A 19,010-nucleotide genomic window follows, 5' to 3' on the forward strand; every position below is an offset into this window, starting at 1 on the left:
GGCTAGTATCCCGATATTATCTGCGTTATTTTCCTTGTTTGACTTCAATTTATCTCATTTTTATCATAATTTTCAAAATGAGGACACGCCCTAATATCAGTATGCCTGATAACTTGGTGAGTTGTTGTTACTTAGTAGGACATTATCATTAAGAGTATTGCAGGGAGGACTCTCATAGCAAGGCTCGGTTATAGTAAGGATATGTATAGCAGAGTGTATAAAAAAGTGAGTGAGGCGATGGTTGAAGTGACGATTGAAGCAGTTGGGAATATAGGTGCATCTGGTCTATAGTAGATTGACTATAGTGACAGATGCACAAGAGGTTCAGTATTTATATAAAGCCCACTATAGATAGAAAGGGAGCTCTAGCTGTCAAATCGAAGACCAGACGTCTTGATGCCCCAAATCAGCTCGACAAAGGCACGGTTGTTGGTCAGTGGCTCACCATCGATGATGAGTGCATAGCCACTACCATCAATCCACAAAAACACAAAACTGGTCTCAGGAATAAGTAAGTTTACCTTTTGAAAAAACGAGATGGCTTGGCTTTCGATCGCCCAGCCCCGTTGCTTTTGGCGCAGCATAAAGCCGGAGAAGTCTGCCGCTGCCACACTGAGCATATCTGCTTCTTCTTGGGTATAGCCGATACGTGCCAGACAAAACCCTTCATCTGAAGCAATGGCTGCTCGGCGTTTACCCGATAAGCTTGCGACGACATAAGGTAAGAACTGATCTAAAGGTAGGTTGGGGGCGGGCAAAAATGTAGAGAGCTTTTCGATAAAGCCTTGTTCGACAAAACTATCTAGCCAAAGCTCTGAGTAGTCTTCTAGCCATTCAGATACCAGCAGTGTCTCACGTCCCGACAGAAGTGCTTGTAATGCCAACTGCATCGGCGTTGGTTCACTTTGAGAAAATGCCTCAAACACACCAGCAGGCGTCAGAGTGATATAGTTTTTATGAGACGTGGACATGAGAGATACCTTGTAAATCGTTAGAAGAAAAATAATCTATGATCTATGAACATGCAAAAACCAGGCCATAAGAGGATGTCTTATTGTCTTAATGTACACTTGAGGGTTCACTTTCTGTTTGATGTTCAGTGTCAATCTGCTCTAGCTGTCTTTGACACGCATTCCAGCGTTCATCAAACTGCCAATCGCTTTTACCTAAACGAAACCAAACAATAGAAAATGCCAGCCGGTCATTACAAGCCAGACAATGCGCAAAAAACTCATGCTCAACTTGTTGAATGGTGCTTAAGTTACCTGCGTCACGTGCTGCCATCAGCTCGTTAGTAATGTTTTTGGCGATTTCTTTAGCGTCATCACTACTGATACGTAAGCGGTGGGTTTGCACGTTTAGCGAAGGGGTCACTAAGACGCTCCACCGAGTTGCAAACTCGCTGCTGTGCTTGATGTAGTCAAGCTTGTTCATACAGTTATGGAAGGCTTGCTCTATCTGTGGATGTAGTCGACCTTTGATGCGACTGAATATCTCTTCAATATCATAAGGAATATCATACCAACAGCCATAAAAAAAGTCAGCAACCGCACCTTGTAACGGCTCTTTTTCGCTCAGCAGTAAGGCTGCATCAAGGCGCTGTTCATGATAATGACGGTTATTAGGGGTCAAAAAAATCTTGCGTGAATAGTAACGAAAGGCTTGGCGTGCCTCTATTTCAGTTTCATTGACAAGGTCTATATCAGACATAAGGGTGTCCTTTAGGTCATATCATCGTTGTGATTGACACCATCACTATAATAGGCGCATTATAGTGACAGTGGTTACTAGGCCAGCTGAGGACATGACCTATTTAAACAAGGTAAAAAACACGAATGCGCTGCTAGTCGAGCAAAGTTTCCATCAAGTCAATCATGAATTCAGCGTCTTCTTCATTCATGGCCTCAAAACCTTCAGGCATCCCAAGCTCTATGAGCGCATTTTTGCCATCATCGTCTTTGTGAAAATCAAGCACCGCTTGACGTAGTTCATCCTCTTTGACAAAGCCATCTTTTACCAACAAAACGTGGCTGATGGTTGCCAAGTCACTCTCAATCAGTACCGTCAGCTGCATTTTGGTCAGACGAGATAAGCCATGATAAATCTCTGCCAAAAACATAGCCGCTTGCGCCTCACCCTTGATCAGCTGTCTTGCTGCTGCCTGGTAGTTTTCAGTCACTGTCCAGTTGAGATCAGGCTCTGTTAAGTCGACGGCTTCTAGCAAACGTAAACCGATCAGTTTGACATCACGGTTGTCTGCCATAGCGACAGTAGCACCTTTAGACAAGTCCTCTAGGGTATGGATATCGCTTGCAGCAGAGGCCGCAATTACCATTTCATCAGACTTGCCGATAGGGCGAGCGATAGCACGATATCCCTTTTCACGGATCAAAGTTGCGGCATCAAATGGGTTGGCATAGACTAAATCGATATTGCCTTCGTCAATTTTTTCGATTTGCTCAGAGTGTGATGCAGGCGTGATTAGATGTAGTTTCATGCTCGCACGTTTTTGTAGTAGCGTGTTGAACATATGCCAACCTGCAAAGCGTTCAGGAGAGAAGTCAGGGGCAATTAACATATTGTGTGTTGTCATCATTTAGCCCTCCTCATTTTGTTGCATTTGCGCATATTGGGCAGTAGCGGCTTCGATTTTGCTACGTGATGGCTTACGGCGTACTGACGTATATCCGACAGTCTCACCGCGGCGCACATTGGGTACGACAGTGGCGTAAACCCAGTAGTGACTGCCATCTTTACATAGGTTTTTGACATAGCCATGCCATTTATTACCTGACTTTACGGTATCCCAGAGGTCTTTATAAGCCGCTTTTGGCATGTCAGGGTGACGCAAGATGGATTGTGGCTGACCGATAAGCTCGTCTTCGCTGTAGCCGCTAATCTCGACAAAGGCGTCGTTGACGTGGGTTAAGACACCATCCAAATCAGTACGTGAGACGATAAGCTTGCCGTCAGGATAAGGGCGTTCGATACCCGTATCATAGACAGTGCGTGAGGTACCATCATAATAAGTCAATGTGGTCTGCTCAAAAGGCTTGTCAGGTTTGACGGCATTAGGGATTGGAGAACCCATAATAATCTCCTGTATTTATCGTTATAGTTATAATGAGTAAAAGTGCAGTTGTTCAAAAGCAACTTATGAGATGAGCTTTGACAGAGCTGCTGAGGCACGTTTGATATCCAAAAATATAAGCCCAAGCTTGGCATTTGGTTTTGCCATAATCGTCAATACGGCTTCTTCTCCTGCTGAAGTAGTGATGACGTAACCATCCTCACCCTGAATCATGATGCGATCAATACTACCGCGAGCCAGCTCTTTACCTGCTCGATCACCCAAAGACAATAAGGCCGCTGACATCGCACCAACACGATCTTCATCAACGCCTGTCGGTAGGGCTGAGGCAATCATTAAACCATCATTAGAAATTAGAGCAGATGCTTCCACATCAGCTGATGAGCTATTTAGGTCTTCTAGAATTTGTTGGAAAGAATCTGTACGCATAGGTTTTCTCTGCTACTTGTTATTAAATGGATACAAACCAGTCATTGATAAAACATAAATAATAGTGCAATCACTAGTGCAGGCATTATAATACCTTACTACTTATATTGATATGGATGTTTGGATTTTATTTTAAAAAATAGATGGTTTTATACCGCTTGTATGTATTTTAGTACCGCTAAATACGTTTTTGTAGCTATATATCACTACTTGTGAAAGATTTAGACGTACTGCTCTATTTGTCAGCTGCTATAACCGTTCATAATTAGTAGCATTTATATGTGTATCTGGGATTGACTTTTTTCAGCAGCAAGGTAAATTAAATGGGATAGGTTAAGTAACGAGTTGTATCTAATCCCACGTTAAAGCTGCTTACTACCTGCATGATCTATGTAATACTGTCTCCATTCATACCATCTCAGTGATTAAAATCAGTATGTATGAAGTTCAAGAATGATAAGGTCATCCTCTATGTGTCATAGCGGCTGCTCAGTCGCCTAGCCTGTCAAACCACAATCCCGCCTGCTTTTGTGTATTAAAGGCACAAAAGCATAAGCATGCAGCAGCAGTGTTATTTATAGCAATATGATGTTGCTCTGATGTAATCCAGTCACACTACCTGTACTATCGTTAAGGAAACTATATGAGTATTAGCCAGGCCATCCAAAATATTGAAGCACGCTATACGCACCAGCCCGAGTTTGTTCAAGCAGTAAAAGAAGTTGCCCTTACCATTGCTCCTTTATATGAAGCCCATCCAGAATACGAAAAATTCAAAATATTTGAGCGTTTGGTAGAGCCAGATCGGGTTATTGGTTTTCGTATCAACTGGGAGAACGATAAAGGAGAAGTACAGGTTAACCGCGGTTGGCGTGTGCAGTTTAGCAATGCGTTAGGGCCGTACAAAGGTGGTGTTCGCTTCCACCCAACCGTCAACCAATCGGTACTCAAGTTTTTGGGTTTTGAGCAAATATTTAAAAACGCTTTGACTGGCCTGCCTATGGGTGGTGGTAAAGGTGGCTCAGACTTTGATCCTAAAGGAAAAACCGATAGTGAAATTCGCCGTTTTTGCTATGCCTTTATGCGTGAGCTGCATCATTATGTAAACAAAGATATTGACGTACCGGCCGGAGATATCGGGGTCGGTGGCCGTGAGGTCAGCTATATGTTTGCCATGTATAAAAACCTAACCCACGAATACGGCGGCGTATTGACGGGTAAAGGTGTGGGCTTTGGCGGTAGTTTGATGCGTACAGAAGCCACAGGTTACGGCGCAGTTTACTTCTTAGAAAATATGCTAAAAGCACAGCACGAACACATCAAAGACAAAACAGTACTCATCTCAGGTGCAGGTAACGTCTCATTGCATGCGGCCGAAAAGGTTTGTATGTTGGGCGGTAAAGTGGTGACTGTCTCTGACTCTCAAGGGTGTTTGTATGATGAAAAAGGCCTAAATCAAGAAAAAATTGATTGGCTAAAAAATCAAAAAGAAGAAGGTAAGCCCTTAGCTGACTATGTTAGTGTCTATGGTGGAGAGTGGTTTGCTCAGCAAAAACCATGGCATATCAAAGGCGATATCGCAATCCCTTCAGCGACGCAAAACGAAGTTAATGAGGACGATGCCAAGCTGATGGTCGAAAACGGTATCAAATATGTCGTTGAAGGCGCTAATATGCCGTTGACTGCTGATGCTGTTGATCATATTCGTTTGCACCGTGTGCATTACGCACCAGGTAAAGCAGCCAATGCTGGCGGCGTGGCTGTATCTGCGCTTGAGATGTCACAAAACTCAGTACGCCAGTATAAAACTTTTGAACAAATTGATTTGCGCCTGAAAAATATCATGAAAAACATTCATGATTGTGCCGCAGATGCTTCAGAAGCATACAACCGAACAGATAATGGTTATATTGATTATATGGCTGGTGCAAACATTGTCGGGTTTAAACGTGTGGCTGATGCTTTGTGTGCTTATGGCATCTTAAACTAATGAGCAGCGAGCCAATCGATAAAAAGTCATGATATAGTCGGAGTACTTTTAAACTGCTACGGTGTTACCCGCCCTAGATGTACTTAGTATACTATCTGCGGTCGGTCGCCTTGTAGCGATTTTAAAACTCCTTGACTATAGTACAGCGACTTGGCTGTCAGCATCGTCTGAAATACCGCATCTACCTTTTATAGATGCGGTATTTTTTTGTCCAAAAACTGTCTTATAACAATAGGTCTATCAGCACAGTCTTCTTCGATAACATGACAGCAGTTGTAATATAAGTAAACTATAGTGAATATTGTAGATAAGTGCTTAATATACAACAGTTTTTACCTAAGATTACATTATTCCTTTTTCTTTGACAGATCATAAATAATCACCATCGCTCTTTTCTATTATCATCAGTTGTCTAAGGTCGTTTGACTCATAAAACATCACTTGATGAAAGGATTAGCAATGACAGTCAACAAGGAAGTTCGTCCTGACATTCATTCGATTTGTCTGCACTCGTTGCCTGTGCTAAAGAGCCGATTGAGCGCTACTTTTTTTGATCAGGGTGTTCATCGTGATAGATGGTTTGATCATGGCGGCTTTGATACCAGCGATGATGGCTTTATCGATAAGCGTACGAGGCCTGTTGCCTATAGTTATGAAGATAATAGCCAAGGCACAACGCCTGTTCGTTTAAGCTTTCAGTTGATGACCCGTGCTGAGCCTGCGGCAATGGTGATTGCGACCATCAAATCGTTGCTAGCCATCAAAGCGGTCGACGATGAGATTTTAATCATAGATAACAACCATACTAAGCGTGAGCTTTATGAGCCTTTGGCAGATTTTTGTCATGGCTTGGAGCCGCATCTCAACGTGCATTTTTATCATATCGATGCGGTGACAGGGTTTAAGTCTGGTGCGCTCAATTTGGCGCTGGGACTGATGGACCCTAGCGCCAGTCATGTGGTGGTGGTCGATAGTGATTATCAAGCATTGCCACATGCTCGTGATGCCATCATCAGCGCTATCAAGGAATATCCTGAGCATGCTTTATTGCAATTTCCGCAGTTTTACCGTGATGCAGATAAAGCGGATATCCATAGCGAATTAAACCATTATTTTAACCATCACTTATATCGATTTTTTAACCGTCAGCGGGCGTTATCTACCGGTACTTATGCGGTGATACGCCGAGATGCTTTGGTGGGTTTAGGCGGTTGGTCAGGAGCGTCCATTACTGAAGATGCGCAGATGGGGGTGCTGCTCCATCGTATGGGTTTGCACAGTCGTTTTATACCCAAGGTGATTGCTACCGGTATATTGCCCACCACGCTGTGTGATCTGATCGCTCAGCGGCAGCGCTGGGTATATGGCAATGCACAAGTGCTCAATAGTTACTTTGTTAGGCCGCCGTCTTTGACCGCCGATAGCAGCGCCAATACAAATGTAAGCCAGACGATGGGCGAGCGTTTGCAGTATATGCGTGCGCATTTTTCGCAGCTGAGTGCCTGGATCAATTTCACGGGGATTTTTATCGTGCTGCATATTTGTACGCTGCTTATCGTGCTGGCGGCTCTGATAATGGGCGCACAGGTGGATATGGCAATGCTGCTTGCGCCCTTATATATGGTTTATGCCGCTTATGGCGTGTTTTTGTTGCGACGGCTGTGGGCCTATGTGCAAGACCGCTCACCACTTAATCAGCAGGTAGCTAAGCGCTTTGCGCCAACCTTTGCCAATAAGCTACGAGCGTGGGCGCTGCATCTAAACTTTTGGGAAATCGGTGCATTGTCATGGTGGCCTGTGCTGTGGGGCCGCGACAAGCCATTTGTCTGTACGCCCAAACAGGCGGTGATCAGTAGCCGCCGCAGTGTGTGGCAGGCCAATGTTTTTGCATTACCAAAACTGCTACTCATACTTAATGTCATTACCTTAGCCGTGACTTCACCGCTATCAGCGCTGTATTCGCCTTTGTTATTTGTTAGTGCGTTTGTGGTCACTGTCCTCAAGCTATGGTCTGCAAAAGTGGCTTTTGATAACTATGGGTATCATCCTGAGGTGGATGAGCGCTATGCTGAGGGGCAAGACATGTATGACGAGATCAATAAAACTGTAAACCAAAGCCATGCGACTAAAAATAGTGTCGCTAAAAATAAAAATACCGCTAGAGATAATACTACTGAAAACAACGAGGGCAAAATTAACCTTAATAAAAACAAGCGCCCAAATAACATAAGCCACAATAAAATATATAGCTGAATAATAAAATAAAAAATGGATGACGTATGCAGACCTCTATCAAAACCAACCCGAATAGTCATATAAAAGCTAAAAATCCTAACGCTATTAAGCATAAGACATATGATTTGTCTGAGTCATCAGCGGCGTGTGAGACAATCGATGGGGCAAACGTTAAAGTAAGAAAACCACGACGTATTGCCATCATCGCTCACTCGTTATATCCCATTGCCCAGCCTTATGCAGGCGGTCTTGAGATGATAACCCAGCTGATCTGTGACGCATTGGTGGCTCAAGGTCATGAAGTGCTACTCTACGCTCACGCCGACAGTCAAACCAACGCCACACTAATACCCTTTATGACCCGTGACGAATTTGAAAAGACAGTTTATCCCAATGAGCATGAGTCAGTAGAGATGAGCCGCGAGGAGCTGTATCAGTATTTGGTCTACCAGCAGGCGCTGCGAGATATCATTAGCCGTGATGAAATGGGAATGATTGATGTGGTACACAATCATAGCTTGCATCATGTGCCGATGATGATGGGGCAGGCGTTTGGCGCACGGTTTTTTACCACGTTTCATACGCCTATTTTTCCACAACTGCGTCTGGCACTACTGACGCTACGTCTGGGTACTCAAACCCAATTTACGGCGATCAGTGGTCATCAGCAGCAGTTGTTTGCTGAGTTTGTGCCCTCGCATGTGGTCTATAACGGCATCGATGTCCACTCATTTACTGCCAATACAAACCCAATTGCTGATGAAGTGTATTTTTGGTACGGGCGCATTTGTCCTGAAAAGGGCACGCATTTGGCGATGGAATACTGCAAAGCGGCAGGCAAGCGCCTGATTATTGCAGGACCCAAAAGTAATGAGGAGTACTTCGATGACTATGTGGCACCGTTATTAGAAGCCGATAGAGCGAGCACTGCGCCGTTATTTGATTATGTTGGACATTTAAGTAAGGATCAAATCAACGAGCAGTTAAGCCAATCGACCGCCATGCTATTTACCAGTATTTGGGATGAGCCTTATGGTCTGACGCTCGCTGAGAGCCTCGCTTGCGGTACACCCGTGATTGGCTTTGATGTCGGTGCCAGTGCTGAGATTATCACGCATCAGACGGGTATTATCGTGCCCAAAAAGGATGAAAAAGCATTCATACAAGCGTTTGCTGACATTCAGCATATTTCACGAGCAGCGTGCCGCCTTCGTGCTGAGCAGTTCTGTTCAGTCGCTACGATGGTTGATGGTTATCTGCGTTTATATGAGCAAGCAGTAGCGGTTGATGACAGCAATGGCACTTGAAAGATGTTTGTCTAGCGTTCTTTCCTTTTTTCTTTATGTAGTGAATATCAATGACTGCCTTAATTCGTTAGGAGCTATTTACTATGCGTATCGGCTACTATGCTCATCATCACGGCTCGGGGCACTGCCGCCAAGCAGACAAACTGGCCGCCTTACTATCAATAGAGCTGCGTTCGCAAATGACGGTGTTTACCAGCTTACCTGCCGATGGTTATCGCTTTAGCAGTATAAATGATGAGCACATCGTACGTTTAGACGCTGAGGATGAGCGACCAGATGATGTGCTAGCGGGGCGAGCAGGTGAGTATTGGCAGCCAAGCTGTTTGCACTACTCGCCAGTAGGTAACAAAGACATCCAGAGACGCAGTTGGCAGCTGCTTGATGCCATTTATCAGCGCCAGATTAACCTGATGATTATTGATGTGAGCGCCGAAGTCGCTATGCTATGCCGTACCGCTAGTGTGCCTTATCTCTATGTACGGCTGGCAGGCGAGCGCGATGATGCGCCGCACTTAAACGCCTTTGCGGGCGCGCTTGGATTGTTAGCTCCTTATCCTAAAGCATTGGAGGCGGCAGCAACGCCGGACTGGGTACGACGAAAAACGTTATATTTGGATTTTTTGCCAAGTAAAGCCCAAGGTTTGCCTAGCTTTTGTGAGTTTATGGACGAGCTTATGACATTGACCAATGATGATGCTATTCATAAACAACTGGTCGCCAGTGTCGATAAGTCTTCTATCGTTACTGTGATTAAAGGCTATGGCGGGCACGAAGCGATTGATGCCAAGTTGCCAAAGCTACGCCAAATACTACCAGACGCTATAATTGTCTCTCTTGGTCCTATCAACGATGAAGTACGGCATTGTGTTGATATTGCCGCCCATGTCGACGATGTAACGCCATTTATTGCTTATAGTCATCTGCTGTTGATGGCGTGTGGCTTGAATGCAATTGCGCAGGCCTATGACTATGCGACGCCGCTTATTGTATTGCCTGATGTGCGCCCGCACCGTGAGCAAGAAGTGATGGCAGAGGCATTAATCGAACAAGGTCGTGCCCTTAGTTGGCCACAGTTTATCGCTAAAGCCTCTAGTATGGACACTCAGAACCTATTGTCTTCTCTTTCCATAAATAATAAGTCGATTGACTATGAGCAGACTGCTTTGACGGGTAAGCAAGCCAATTTGGCGGCGCAACGCTTTATGAATAGCATTGCTGACTATACTTCCGTAAAAGCTTGGTTTGCAGAATGGCTATTGCCGCAGTTGGACTTAAAACCTAAAAAGTAACAAATAACAAAGAAATTTATAATAATAAAAGCAAAGAAGATATTTATGACTACCATACCCCAAGTAGCAAACGCTGCACATAACCCCACTCCCACTAGCGTTCCTTTAACGGTCATCACTACCTGCTACGGGCGCAATCGTCATCTTTACAATCTACTTGCTAGTCTGGCGCAAGGTAGCGTCAGGCCGAGCGAGGTGGTTATCGTTAATGATGACGCCGAGGCTGAACGTCTGGCAGACTACGATTTAGATATTATTAAGATAGCAACGACTACAGCGACTGAGCATGGATTGGCGAGTAGCGCCTCGTTTGATATCGGCCGTAACCGCAATCTTGGCGCTGCACATGCTAGCTATGAGGCCATGATTTTCTTGGATGTGGATTGTATCGTCGCCTATGACTTTATCGAAGGGTTATATGATAAATTGCAAACGTATCCTGATGCGCTACTGATGGGCCAGCCACGTTATTTGACACGGCCTTTGACGGATGATGAGGGTAGTCAACTACAGCAAGGTCAAATGGCCGCCGATGCCTTAGACAAGCTATCGGTATTTAACCCTTATCGTGATAATTTTACCCAACATCGCAATGACAATGTCGATGCTAATATTAAGAAAACGCAAGACTATGGCGCATTTTGGAGTCTATGCTTTGCCATAATGCGTCATCAGTTCGAGCGGATTGGCGGCTTTGATACCGACTATGTCGGCTACGGCGCTGAAGACACAGATTTTGCTTTTATGGCACGTGTTTTAGACATTGATTTTTATCTGGCCAATGACGTGGTTTACCATCAGCAGCACAGCGTCTACCGGCCGCCACTCAATCATCTCGATAGCATAGTCATCAATGCCAATCGCTTTTATGACAAATGGCAGCATTGGCCGATGGCAGGCTGGCTGACAGAGTTTGCGCAGCTAGGTTTGATTGACTGGCAAGAGGCGCAGACAGCGCCCATTGAGATTCTTCGGCAGCCAAGTAGCGCTGAGATTGACGCTGCACATTGTCCAGATGCGCCGTATGTGTAGACGGCTCTTAGCACTCTAATACCGATACATCACTAGTAGCAATGAGTATTTAGTTTTGATGAGCAACTAATACTGACGAATAATCTCCACACCTGTAGGCGGCGTTGCAAGCGCTTGCCGTTCAAACGCCCAGTTATGACCTTCCCAAAAATGTGCGGTCTTATCATCATTATTAAAACCTAACATGATGATCGATAGCGGCGTCTTGGCTTTCTGTTTTTGCTGAATATGCAGGCGTGCAGATAAGAGTAACCGATATAACAAAAACCCTGACGTCGGTGCCGATGAATGGATATCTGCAAAGATAGGATAATCCGCTACCACACTGTGCTGTTCTGATAGCACAGCGCAATGCTCATCGCTGCGTAATAGTTTATCAAGCGGTTCTGGAATCTCTAGCACTCGGTTAGCCGTTATGGGATCATCAGCGGGGTTTGGATCATCGCATGGCATGGGAAACTGATAGGCAGCATTCCCAAACAAGATGCCAAGCGGTGCTTGCTTAGTCATATCGAGCATCGCTGTCACATTATTGCTGCGCGGTGGTAGGCCAAAATGCAGTTTACTGTCACCGATTTGTCTAAAAAATAGCAGCTTTGGCAAATCTTTGGCGAGCGGATGATGGGCAAAGAAGTCTGCATGAATAAAGTCATTAAATAACACCAACATATCAGTAGGCTGCAACAGCGTCTCTAAGCTTGCTGTGTCTATCGACGGGTTGTTGGCAATTAATATAATCCGCTTACTCTGTAATAATGGTTTTTGAAGGACAAGCGGTAAGTTTGTAAAAGCTGATGCAGCCTTAGCGTCGACAGCCCCAGTATCATGGCGATCGATGCTTGCTAGAGAAGTATCACCGTTAGGGTATCGCAAGCTTGTGGGATGCGGTGTTTTTGGCATTGAGGTTTCGGTAGTCTAAGTAAAAAGAAACATTAATATTATAAAAACAAGAGAAACATTATAGCGTGCATTTATCAAGGTAACATAGTATAAGGTAATGATAAACCTAGTAAAAAGAATAATTGTCGAACATCATTCAATCGTACACGAGCGCTACATTTTGCAACCTTTTTACCTTATAGTCATTTAGATATATCCGTAGCATATGAGTACTCCTATTAAAACTCTAAGGAATGATTTATGAAAAATACGCTGAAGAATTTTAAACTAACAACATTGGGTGCTTGTCTGACTCTGGCATTGACGACAGGGGCATTAAGTACCGCTGTGGTTGCGGCCAGTCATGCTGATGAAGTGCGTGTGGCGCAAGCAGCAAAAATCAGTTTAAAACAAGCCATTGCTACAGCAAGCCAGCAAGCCTCTGGCACTTTGGTCAGTGCAGAGTTGGACGATAATGATGGCGATGCCCAAAGTGGTAATGCTGTCTACGAGTTAGAGTTCAATACCAGTACGACTAGCTACGAGGTAAAAGTTGATGCCATGACAGGCCAGATCGTAACGTCTGAGACCGAGCAGCTTGATAAAGGCGATATCAGCGATTATGACATTCAGCAGCAAGCAAAAATAAAGATGACGGATGCCATTGATATTGCTGAAAAACAAACCAAGGGTCAAGCGATAGAAATTGAGTTTGAGAATGATGACGACCATGCTAACTATCAGACTTACTACGAGGTTAAGGTATTCAAGGACAATCAAATTTTTGAATTAAATATAGACGCAGAGACGGGTGCAGTGTTTGAAAACTCAATGGAAGATATAGATGCTGTGCCAGATATGTCTGCAGTCGAGTTATAACGCTTTTAATGTGTATCGACTATATTCATTTTTAGTCAACTACTATCCATAACAAAGCCCCAATCATGCGATGATTGGGGCTTTGTTATGGATAGGTTTTTATAGTGGTTTGTTATACCGTTTCACGCCATCTGCCTTGTACCATGATACCTGCGATAGGATTTAGCCCCATCTGATAAGCAAGGTCAGCAGGGCGGGCGATGTCCCATAATACCAAGTCAGCATCACAGCCGACTTCTATCTTGCCTTTTTTGGTTAAGCCTAAGGCTTGCGCTGCATGTACGGTTGCCCCTGCCAATACTTCTTCCGTAGTGAGATAAAATAAGGTACAGCCCATATTCATCGCCAATAACAGCGAGGTGAGCGGTGAGGTGCCGGGGTTGCAATCGGTTGAGATAGCCATCGGCACCTGATACTTGCGCAACTCTTCAATCGGTGGCAGCTTGGTATCACGCAGCGTATAAAAAGCCCCCGGTAATAGCACGGCTACCGTGTTGCTTGCGGCCATTTTTTTAATATCGTCTTCTGCCAAGTGCTCAAGATGGTCGCTTGATAGTCCTTGGTATTCTGCTATCAAAGCACTAGCGCCTATGTTTGAGAGCTGCTCGGAATGCAACTTCACTGGCAAGTCTAATGAGCGAGCAACGTCAAAGACCCGCTTAATCTGCTCACTACTAAAGGCGATGTTTTCACAAAAACCATCGACCGCATCGACCAAGCCCTCGCTATGTAAGATGGGCAACCACTGGCAAACTTGCTCAATATAGTCATCGGCACGGTCTTTATACTCTGGCGGTAGCGCATGGGCGGCCAAATACGTGGTGCTCACATGAATTTGGTGTTTGTCACCGAGTGCGCGGGCGACTTTTAGCATTTTTCGCTCAGTGTCTAAGTCTAGCCCATAGCCAGATTTGATCTCGATACTGGTCACGCCTTCTTTGATGAGCGCGAGCAGGCGTTTTTCGCTTTGAATAAATAGTTCTTCCTCATTCGCTGCGCGGGTGGCGCTCACTGTCGAGACGATGCCGCCACCTTGTGCCGCGATATCTTGATAACTGGCACCTTGCAAGCGTGCTTCAAACTCGTTGCTGCGGTTGCCGCCATACACGATATGGGTATGACAATCGATAAGTCCGGGCGTGATCCAGTTGCCATGTACGTCTTTGATTTGATCGCTTTTATAATGAGTTAGATGCGGTTTGATTTGCTTATGCGTACCAACCCATGCGATTTTGCCGTCTTTGATACCGATAGCAGCGTTTTCTAATTGACCATAAGGGGTGCTTTTGTTTTGATCATTGCTTTGATTGGCGCTTTGATTGGCGCTTTGATTGTCACTGCAAATATCAAAGCCATATTGCGCTGAAAAAGTGGCGAGATTGGCATTGATAATAACGTGATCAAATGAAGTCAGGGTATTAGTAGTATTGTTGTCAAGTATCTGGGCGCTAGTGTGGTTCATAATAAGCTCCTGCTTGTGGTTAACCAACTATTTTTTGTCTATGTTAAAAGTAAATGCTGCTCGATAATAGTGGCCAAGAGGCGAGCGGCGACTTTACAGCTGCGTGCATCAATATCAAAGGTCGGATTAATCTCGGCGATATCAGCCATTTTTACTTTGCCTGATGCCATGATACATTTGACCGCACGCTCAACGAAGGCCAAGTTAATGCCATAAGCAGCGGGCGCACTGACGCCCGGTACCACGCTTGCTGGCAAGCAATCCATGTCAATGGTTAAATAGATGACATCAACGTCATTGATAAAGGTCTCTATTTGCGCCACAATTTTTTTCCATTTTTTATTGGCGCAATCTTCGTCACTGATAATATGCACGCCTAACTGCTCAGCACGGTCAAAGAGTGCGGCAGTGTTAGACAACCGACTAACGCCGATACAGCAATAGTGAAATGGCTGGTCTTGCGCTGCAAGGTGCTCGGCTATTTGGCGAAAGGGCGTGCCAGAGGTGGCGACATCAGACTGACGAATATCTAGATGCGCATCAAAGTTAATAATGCCAATACGCGGCGAATTGTTGTTACTGGTAGCATCTGTCTGCTGTAGCGCCTGCCACAATCCCAAAAAGCTACCATAAGCAATCGCATGACCACCGCCAAGTCCAATGGGTAGCCCGCCTTGCTGGATCATGTGACTGACTTTATCAGCGTAGGTTAATTGAGCTTGCTCGAGGGTGCGCTCGGCAAAGTCATCATTATCATGGCAGTGAATATCGCCCGCATCACCCAGTAGCGTTGATAGTTGACCATCATAGCGTTGTTGTAGCTCAGCGATGATGGGCAGCGCCGCAAATGCTTGACGAATCAAAGGCGGCGCCGCTCTGGCTCCCACGCGTCCTTGATTGCGTCTGACGCCTTGGTCACAAGCGAAACCGACTAGCCCAATGCGCTGGCCGTTTTGCTGGCTTTTTTGTTGACTGCTGCTATCAAAGGTATAAGGCTGCGCTATTTGATACCAATAGCGGGCGCGTGCAGACTCAAACGGCTCGGCACGTCCAGTCCAGCGGCTCATATCAGCGGCGCTGTGGCTCACGGCTGTGTCAGGCATTGATAGGCTCATCGCTGATTTCCTTTAATCCGTATGGCTTGTGTATATTTGATCCGCTATAAAATAAGTACAGTGCTACTGGTATAAATGTTCTTTGCTTGCTGTGTGACTTCGTCACTCCAGAGGCTGCATAAAATTCATCCCAGTAGCACGCCATAAAAGCTGTACTCTTTTTATTTAGCACTTACTATAGAAGGATACTATTTATTTAGACTCGTACCAATCGCTGCGCAGTGCCTGCCAATGCTTTGTCAGTGCACCATCTAATACCAGCTGTTTTGCCACTTCGATATCGGGGGCTAGGTAGCGATCTTTGTCATAAAAAGTCACTTGCTCACGCAACTTTTGATGGGCGGCCTGTAATGCTTCGGAAGTAGCAAGGTTACGATGAAAATCAATCCCTTGACCAGCAGCCAATAGCTCAATGCCAACGATGGTAGCGGTATTTTGCGCCATCTCATATAGGCGGCGGGCGCTATAGGTGGCCATCGACACATGGTCTTCTTGGTTGGCAGAGGTTGGGATGCTATCGACACTGCCTGGGTGAGCCATAGACTTGTTTTCTGAAGCCAGCGCTGCTGCCGTCACGTGTGCAATCATAAAGCCGGAGTTTACCCCCGCATTTTCCACCAAAAATGGCGGTAAGCCACCTGATAAGGTTGCATCAATCAATAGTGCCACACGGCGCTCAGACATAGAACCAATCTCAGCGATTGCTAAAGCGAGCATATCTGCGGCAAAGGCCACTGGCTCGGCATGGAAGTTACCCCCTGAGATAGCCACTGGGCCATCTTCATTGTTAAAAATAAGGGGATTATCCGTTACTGCATTGGATTCAATCAATAACGTCTTGCCTGCTTGGTTAATGATATCAAGGCAAGCGCCCATTACTTGTGGCTGACAACGTAAGCAATACGGATCCTGTACTCGATCATCTTGCTCGTCATTGTGCGAAGCACGAATAGCACTGCCTTTAATCAGTTGACGGTGGGCTTTGGCGATCTCTATCTGACCATGGTGACCACGCACTTCATGAATACGCGCATCAAATGGCGCATCCGAGCCTTTGGCGGCATCAATAGACATAGAGCCGACGATGGTTGCTGTTTCAAGTAAATCTCGTGCTAAAAAATAACCACGTAATGCCAGTGCTGTTGAGACTTGTGTACCGTTAATAAGGGCAAGGCCTTCCTTGGCTGCTAGGGTGATAGGCTCAAGACCATGCTGCGCTAACGCCTCAGCGGCAGGGACTTTCTTACCGTCAACATAGACGTCGCCTTCGCCCATCATTGCCAGCGTCATATGCGATAAAGGCGCTAAGTCGCCAGAAGCACCAACAGAACCTTTGGCCGGAATGTTTGGCGTAATTCGATGATTAATTAAGCCAAGTAAACTATCGACTACCTCGCGGCGGACGCCAGAGACGCCTTGTGCGAGGCTGGCTACTTTCATCACCATAATTAGCCTGACCACGTTGTCTGGCAGTGCCTCGCCCGTACCCACTGAGTGAGAAACGATAAGGTTACGCTGGAGTAGTTCAAGCTGGTCGTCGCTGATACGAGTCTTGGCTAATAGGCCAAAACCAGTATTGATACCATAAGCGCTCTTATCACGTGCGATGATGGTACGTACATCTTCATGTGAGGCATCTATCGCTTCATAAGCGCTGGCGGGCAAGGTGAGGTGGACTGGGTGATTATAGATATCACGTAGTATCTCAAAGCTTAGCTTGCGTGGATGGAGGGTCAGAGTTTTGATGTCAGTCATGCGAGTTGTCCTAATTTTATGAGTTATATTAATTGTATTTTTTTGTCTATACATTTTAGTTTATGCATTGTTATTTATAAACCGTTAAAAGCTATGCTGTCTAAATTCTCTTAACCAATCCTGCTAGTTCTAATCGGTCTAACTGATCCAGCCCAAATATATCGCTAAATGCCCAAAAGGTGCGGCGATTAGAATGCTAAGTACTACGCGCTCAAACCAAATGATGACCATCTTAGGGACTGACAGCGGAATCTCAGTTGCCAACACACAAGGAATCATCGCTGAAAAGAACAAAATACTACTGATAGAGATGACCCCTGCTACATAGCGGGTCAACACCTCAGCTTCCGCTAACAGTAAGGCAGGCAAGAACATCTCAGCTAATCCCGCTGACATACCTTTAGCAGCCACTAGTGGCTCAGGCATACCGGTTATCCAAGTGAATGGATACAAGAGCAAACCTAGCACATTAAAGACAGGGGTATATTTGGCTAATAATAAACCCGTTAACCCTACCGCGATAATCGAGGGTACAATCGCTGCCGCCATCGTCACACCATCGCGAAAGTTCGACCACATAATTTGTTTGAGGTCAGTTGCACGACGTGATGTGGCCAGTCCCAAATGATACGCTGCGGCTAAGCGATTGCCTTGTTGGTTATCCAAGTCTGGACGATTGACACTGTCATCAAAACTTCGAATCGGTGGAATACGTGCGGTAATGGCAGTGACAATAAAGGTAATAAACAGTGTTGACCAAAAGAACAGATTCCAAAACGCCATCAAGTTTAAGGTTTTGGCAACGATGACCATAAAGGCTGCCGATACTGTAGAAAACCCAGTAGCAATCACGATGGCTTCACGGACCGAATATTGTTTTTGTAGAAATACCCGATTGGTAATGAGCAGCCCGATAGAGTAACTGCCAACAAAGGACGCAACGGCATCAATCGCCGATGAGCCGGGTGTTTTCCAAATCGGCTTCATAATAGGCTGCATAAGCACCCCAAACATCTCCAGCAAACCAAAACCGAGCAAAAAAGCGAGGATTAATGCACCAATAGGGACAATCATACCCACCGGCAATGCCAGCTTTTCAAACAAAAACGGCATCATGTCCTTTTCCATGATGATAGCAGGTGCTATATCAGTGATATACATGATGGCAAGTACTAACCCGATAATCTTAAAGGCAGTTAATATCATATTAGTGATATTTTTACGCCATGAACCGTCGTAAATAGGTTTGCTGACACCATAAATCATCAGTAGAAATAGCAAAAATACAGCAAGGGTGTGCTGCTGAGTGACCAGATAAGTTGCCCCATGATCAAATAAAATCGTACTCTTTTCACCAATAGTGAAGGGAACGAAGAACATTACCAAGCCGATAGCACTAAATACGATTAGCTGTATCAGTGCAACAGGTTTGGATAGCAGCTTTTCAGGCGGCGGGCTAGCAGGTGTTGGACTGTCTAGAGGCGTTCTAGGTACGGAGCTACCTGGGGGCAAAATATCACGTTCAGACATATTATCGTCCTTGATAA

At 45.3% G+C, this 19,010-nt stretch carries 16 protein-coding genes; 6 read left to right on the forward strand and 10 right to left on the reverse strand.

The annotated features are described in order from the left end of the window. Positions 1–365: 365 nt before the first annotated feature. From J3492_RS00860 to J3492_RS00880, 5 genes are all read right to left on the reverse strand, one after another. On the reverse strand, positions 366–971 hold the full coding sequence (locus J3492_RS00860) for a hypothetical protein (RefSeq protein ID WP_207988746.1): 606 nt from the start codon (positions 969–971) through the stop codon (positions 366–368). An 88-nt stretch (positions 972–1,059) separates the two neighbouring features. Next, a complete protein-coding gene (locus J3492_RS00865) occupies positions 1,060–1,710 on the reverse strand; it encodes a hypothetical protein (RefSeq protein ID WP_207988748.1) in 651 nt (216 codons plus the stop codon). A gap of 133 nt (positions 1,711–1,843) precedes the next feature. Continuing rightward, positions 1,844–2,596, reverse strand: a complete 753-nt coding sequence (locus J3492_RS00870) for a PhnD/SsuA/transferrin family substrate-binding protein (protein ID WP_243453018.1) — start codon at positions 2,594–2,596, stop codon at positions 1,844–1,846. Next, on the reverse strand, positions 2,597–3,091 hold the full coding sequence (locus J3492_RS00875) for a PAS domain-containing protein (protein ID WP_207988750.1): 495 nt from the start codon (positions 3,089–3,091) through the stop codon (positions 2,597–2,599). It abuts the gene before it with no gap. A gap of 63 nt (positions 3,092–3,154) precedes the next feature. Beyond that, on the reverse strand, positions 3,155–3,520 hold the full coding sequence (locus tag J3492_RS00880; RefSeq protein WP_207988752.1) for a roadblock/LC7 domain-containing protein: 366 nt from the start codon (positions 3,518–3,520) through the stop codon (positions 3,155–3,157). Between the two features lie 643 nt (positions 3,521–4,163). On the opposite strand from J3492_RS00880, the gene gdhA reads away from it, so the two are divergent. The 5 genes from gdhA (at position 4,164) to J3492_RS00905 (ending at position 11,373) form a co-directional block, all read left to right on the forward strand. Continuing rightward, a complete protein-coding gene (gene gdhA / locus J3492_RS00885) occupies positions 4,164–5,510 on the forward strand; it encodes an NADP-specific glutamate dehydrogenase (protein WP_207988754.1) in 1,347 nt (448 codons plus the stop codon). Between the two features lie 459 nt (positions 5,511–5,969). Beyond that, a complete protein-coding gene (locus J3492_RS00890; RefSeq protein WP_207988756.1) occupies positions 5,970–7,763 on the forward strand; it encodes a glycosyltransferase family 2 protein in 1,794 nt (597 codons plus the stop codon). A gap of 26 nt (positions 7,764–7,789) precedes the next feature. Further along, positions 7,790–9,052 carry a glycosyltransferase gene (locus tag J3492_RS00895; protein ID WP_207988759.1) on the forward strand — a complete coding sequence of 421 codons (1,263 nt, stop codon included), beginning with the start codon at positions 7,790–7,792 and terminating at the stop codon, positions 9,050–9,052. 83 nt (positions 9,053–9,135) lie between these two features. Continuing rightward, the gene (locus J3492_RS00900; RefSeq protein ID WP_207988761.1) at positions 9,136–10,341 is read left to right on the forward strand and encodes a hypothetical protein; all 1,206 of its coding nucleotides are present in this window, start codon (positions 9,136–9,138) and stop codon (positions 10,339–10,341) included. A gap of 45 nt (positions 10,342–10,386) precedes the next feature. Beyond that, positions 10,387–11,373 (forward strand): glycosyltransferase family 2 protein, encoded by a 987-nt coding sequence (locus J3492_RS00905; protein WP_207988763.1) that lies wholly within the window; start codon positions 10,387–10,389, stop codon positions 11,371–11,373. A gap of 66 nt (positions 11,374–11,439) precedes the next feature. On the opposite strand, the gene J3492_RS00910 is transcribed toward J3492_RS00905, so the two are convergent. Beyond that, entirely contained in the window at positions 11,440–12,273 is an 834-nt protein-coding gene (locus J3492_RS00910; RefSeq protein WP_207988765.1) for a hypothetical protein, read from the reverse strand. A 240-nt stretch (positions 12,274–12,513) separates the two neighbouring features. On the opposite strand from J3492_RS00910, the gene J3492_RS00915 reads away from it, so the two are divergent. Further along, the gene (locus tag J3492_RS00915; RefSeq protein WP_207988767.1) at positions 12,514–13,131 is read left to right on the forward strand and encodes a PepSY domain-containing protein; all 618 of its coding nucleotides are present in this window, start codon (positions 12,514–12,516) and stop codon (positions 13,129–13,131) included. 112 nt (positions 13,132–13,243) lie between these two features. Here J3492_RS00915 and hutI read toward each other — a convergent pair whose 3' ends face one another. From hutI to J3492_RS00935, 4 genes are all read right to left on the reverse strand, one after another. Beyond that, positions 13,244–14,593, reverse strand: a complete 1,350-nt coding sequence (gene hutI, locus J3492_RS00920; RefSeq protein ID WP_207988769.1) for an imidazolonepropionase — start codon at positions 14,591–14,593, stop codon at positions 13,244–13,246. A 38-nt stretch (positions 14,594–14,631) separates the two neighbouring features. Next, entirely contained in the window at positions 14,632–15,708 is a 1,077-nt protein-coding gene (gene hutG, locus J3492_RS00925; RefSeq protein ID WP_243453019.1) for a formimidoylglutamase, read from the reverse strand. Between the two features lie 192 nt (positions 15,709–15,900). Continuing rightward, positions 15,901–17,463 (reverse strand): histidine ammonia-lyase, encoded by a 1,563-nt coding sequence (gene hutH / locus J3492_RS00930; RefSeq protein WP_207988771.1) that lies wholly within the window; start codon positions 17,461–17,463, stop codon positions 15,901–15,903. A gap of 138 nt (positions 17,464–17,601) precedes the next feature. Further along, positions 17,602–18,993 (reverse strand): YjiH family protein, encoded by a 1,392-nt coding sequence (locus J3492_RS00935; RefSeq protein ID WP_207988773.1) that lies wholly within the window; start codon positions 18,991–18,993, stop codon positions 17,602–17,604. Positions 18,994–19,010: the final 17 nt, after the last annotated feature.

It is taken from the genome of Psychrobacter coccoides, assembly GCF_017498085.1.
GTDB lineage: Bacteria > Pseudomonadota > Gammaproteobacteria > Pseudomonadales > Moraxellaceae > Psychrobacter > Psychrobacter coccoides.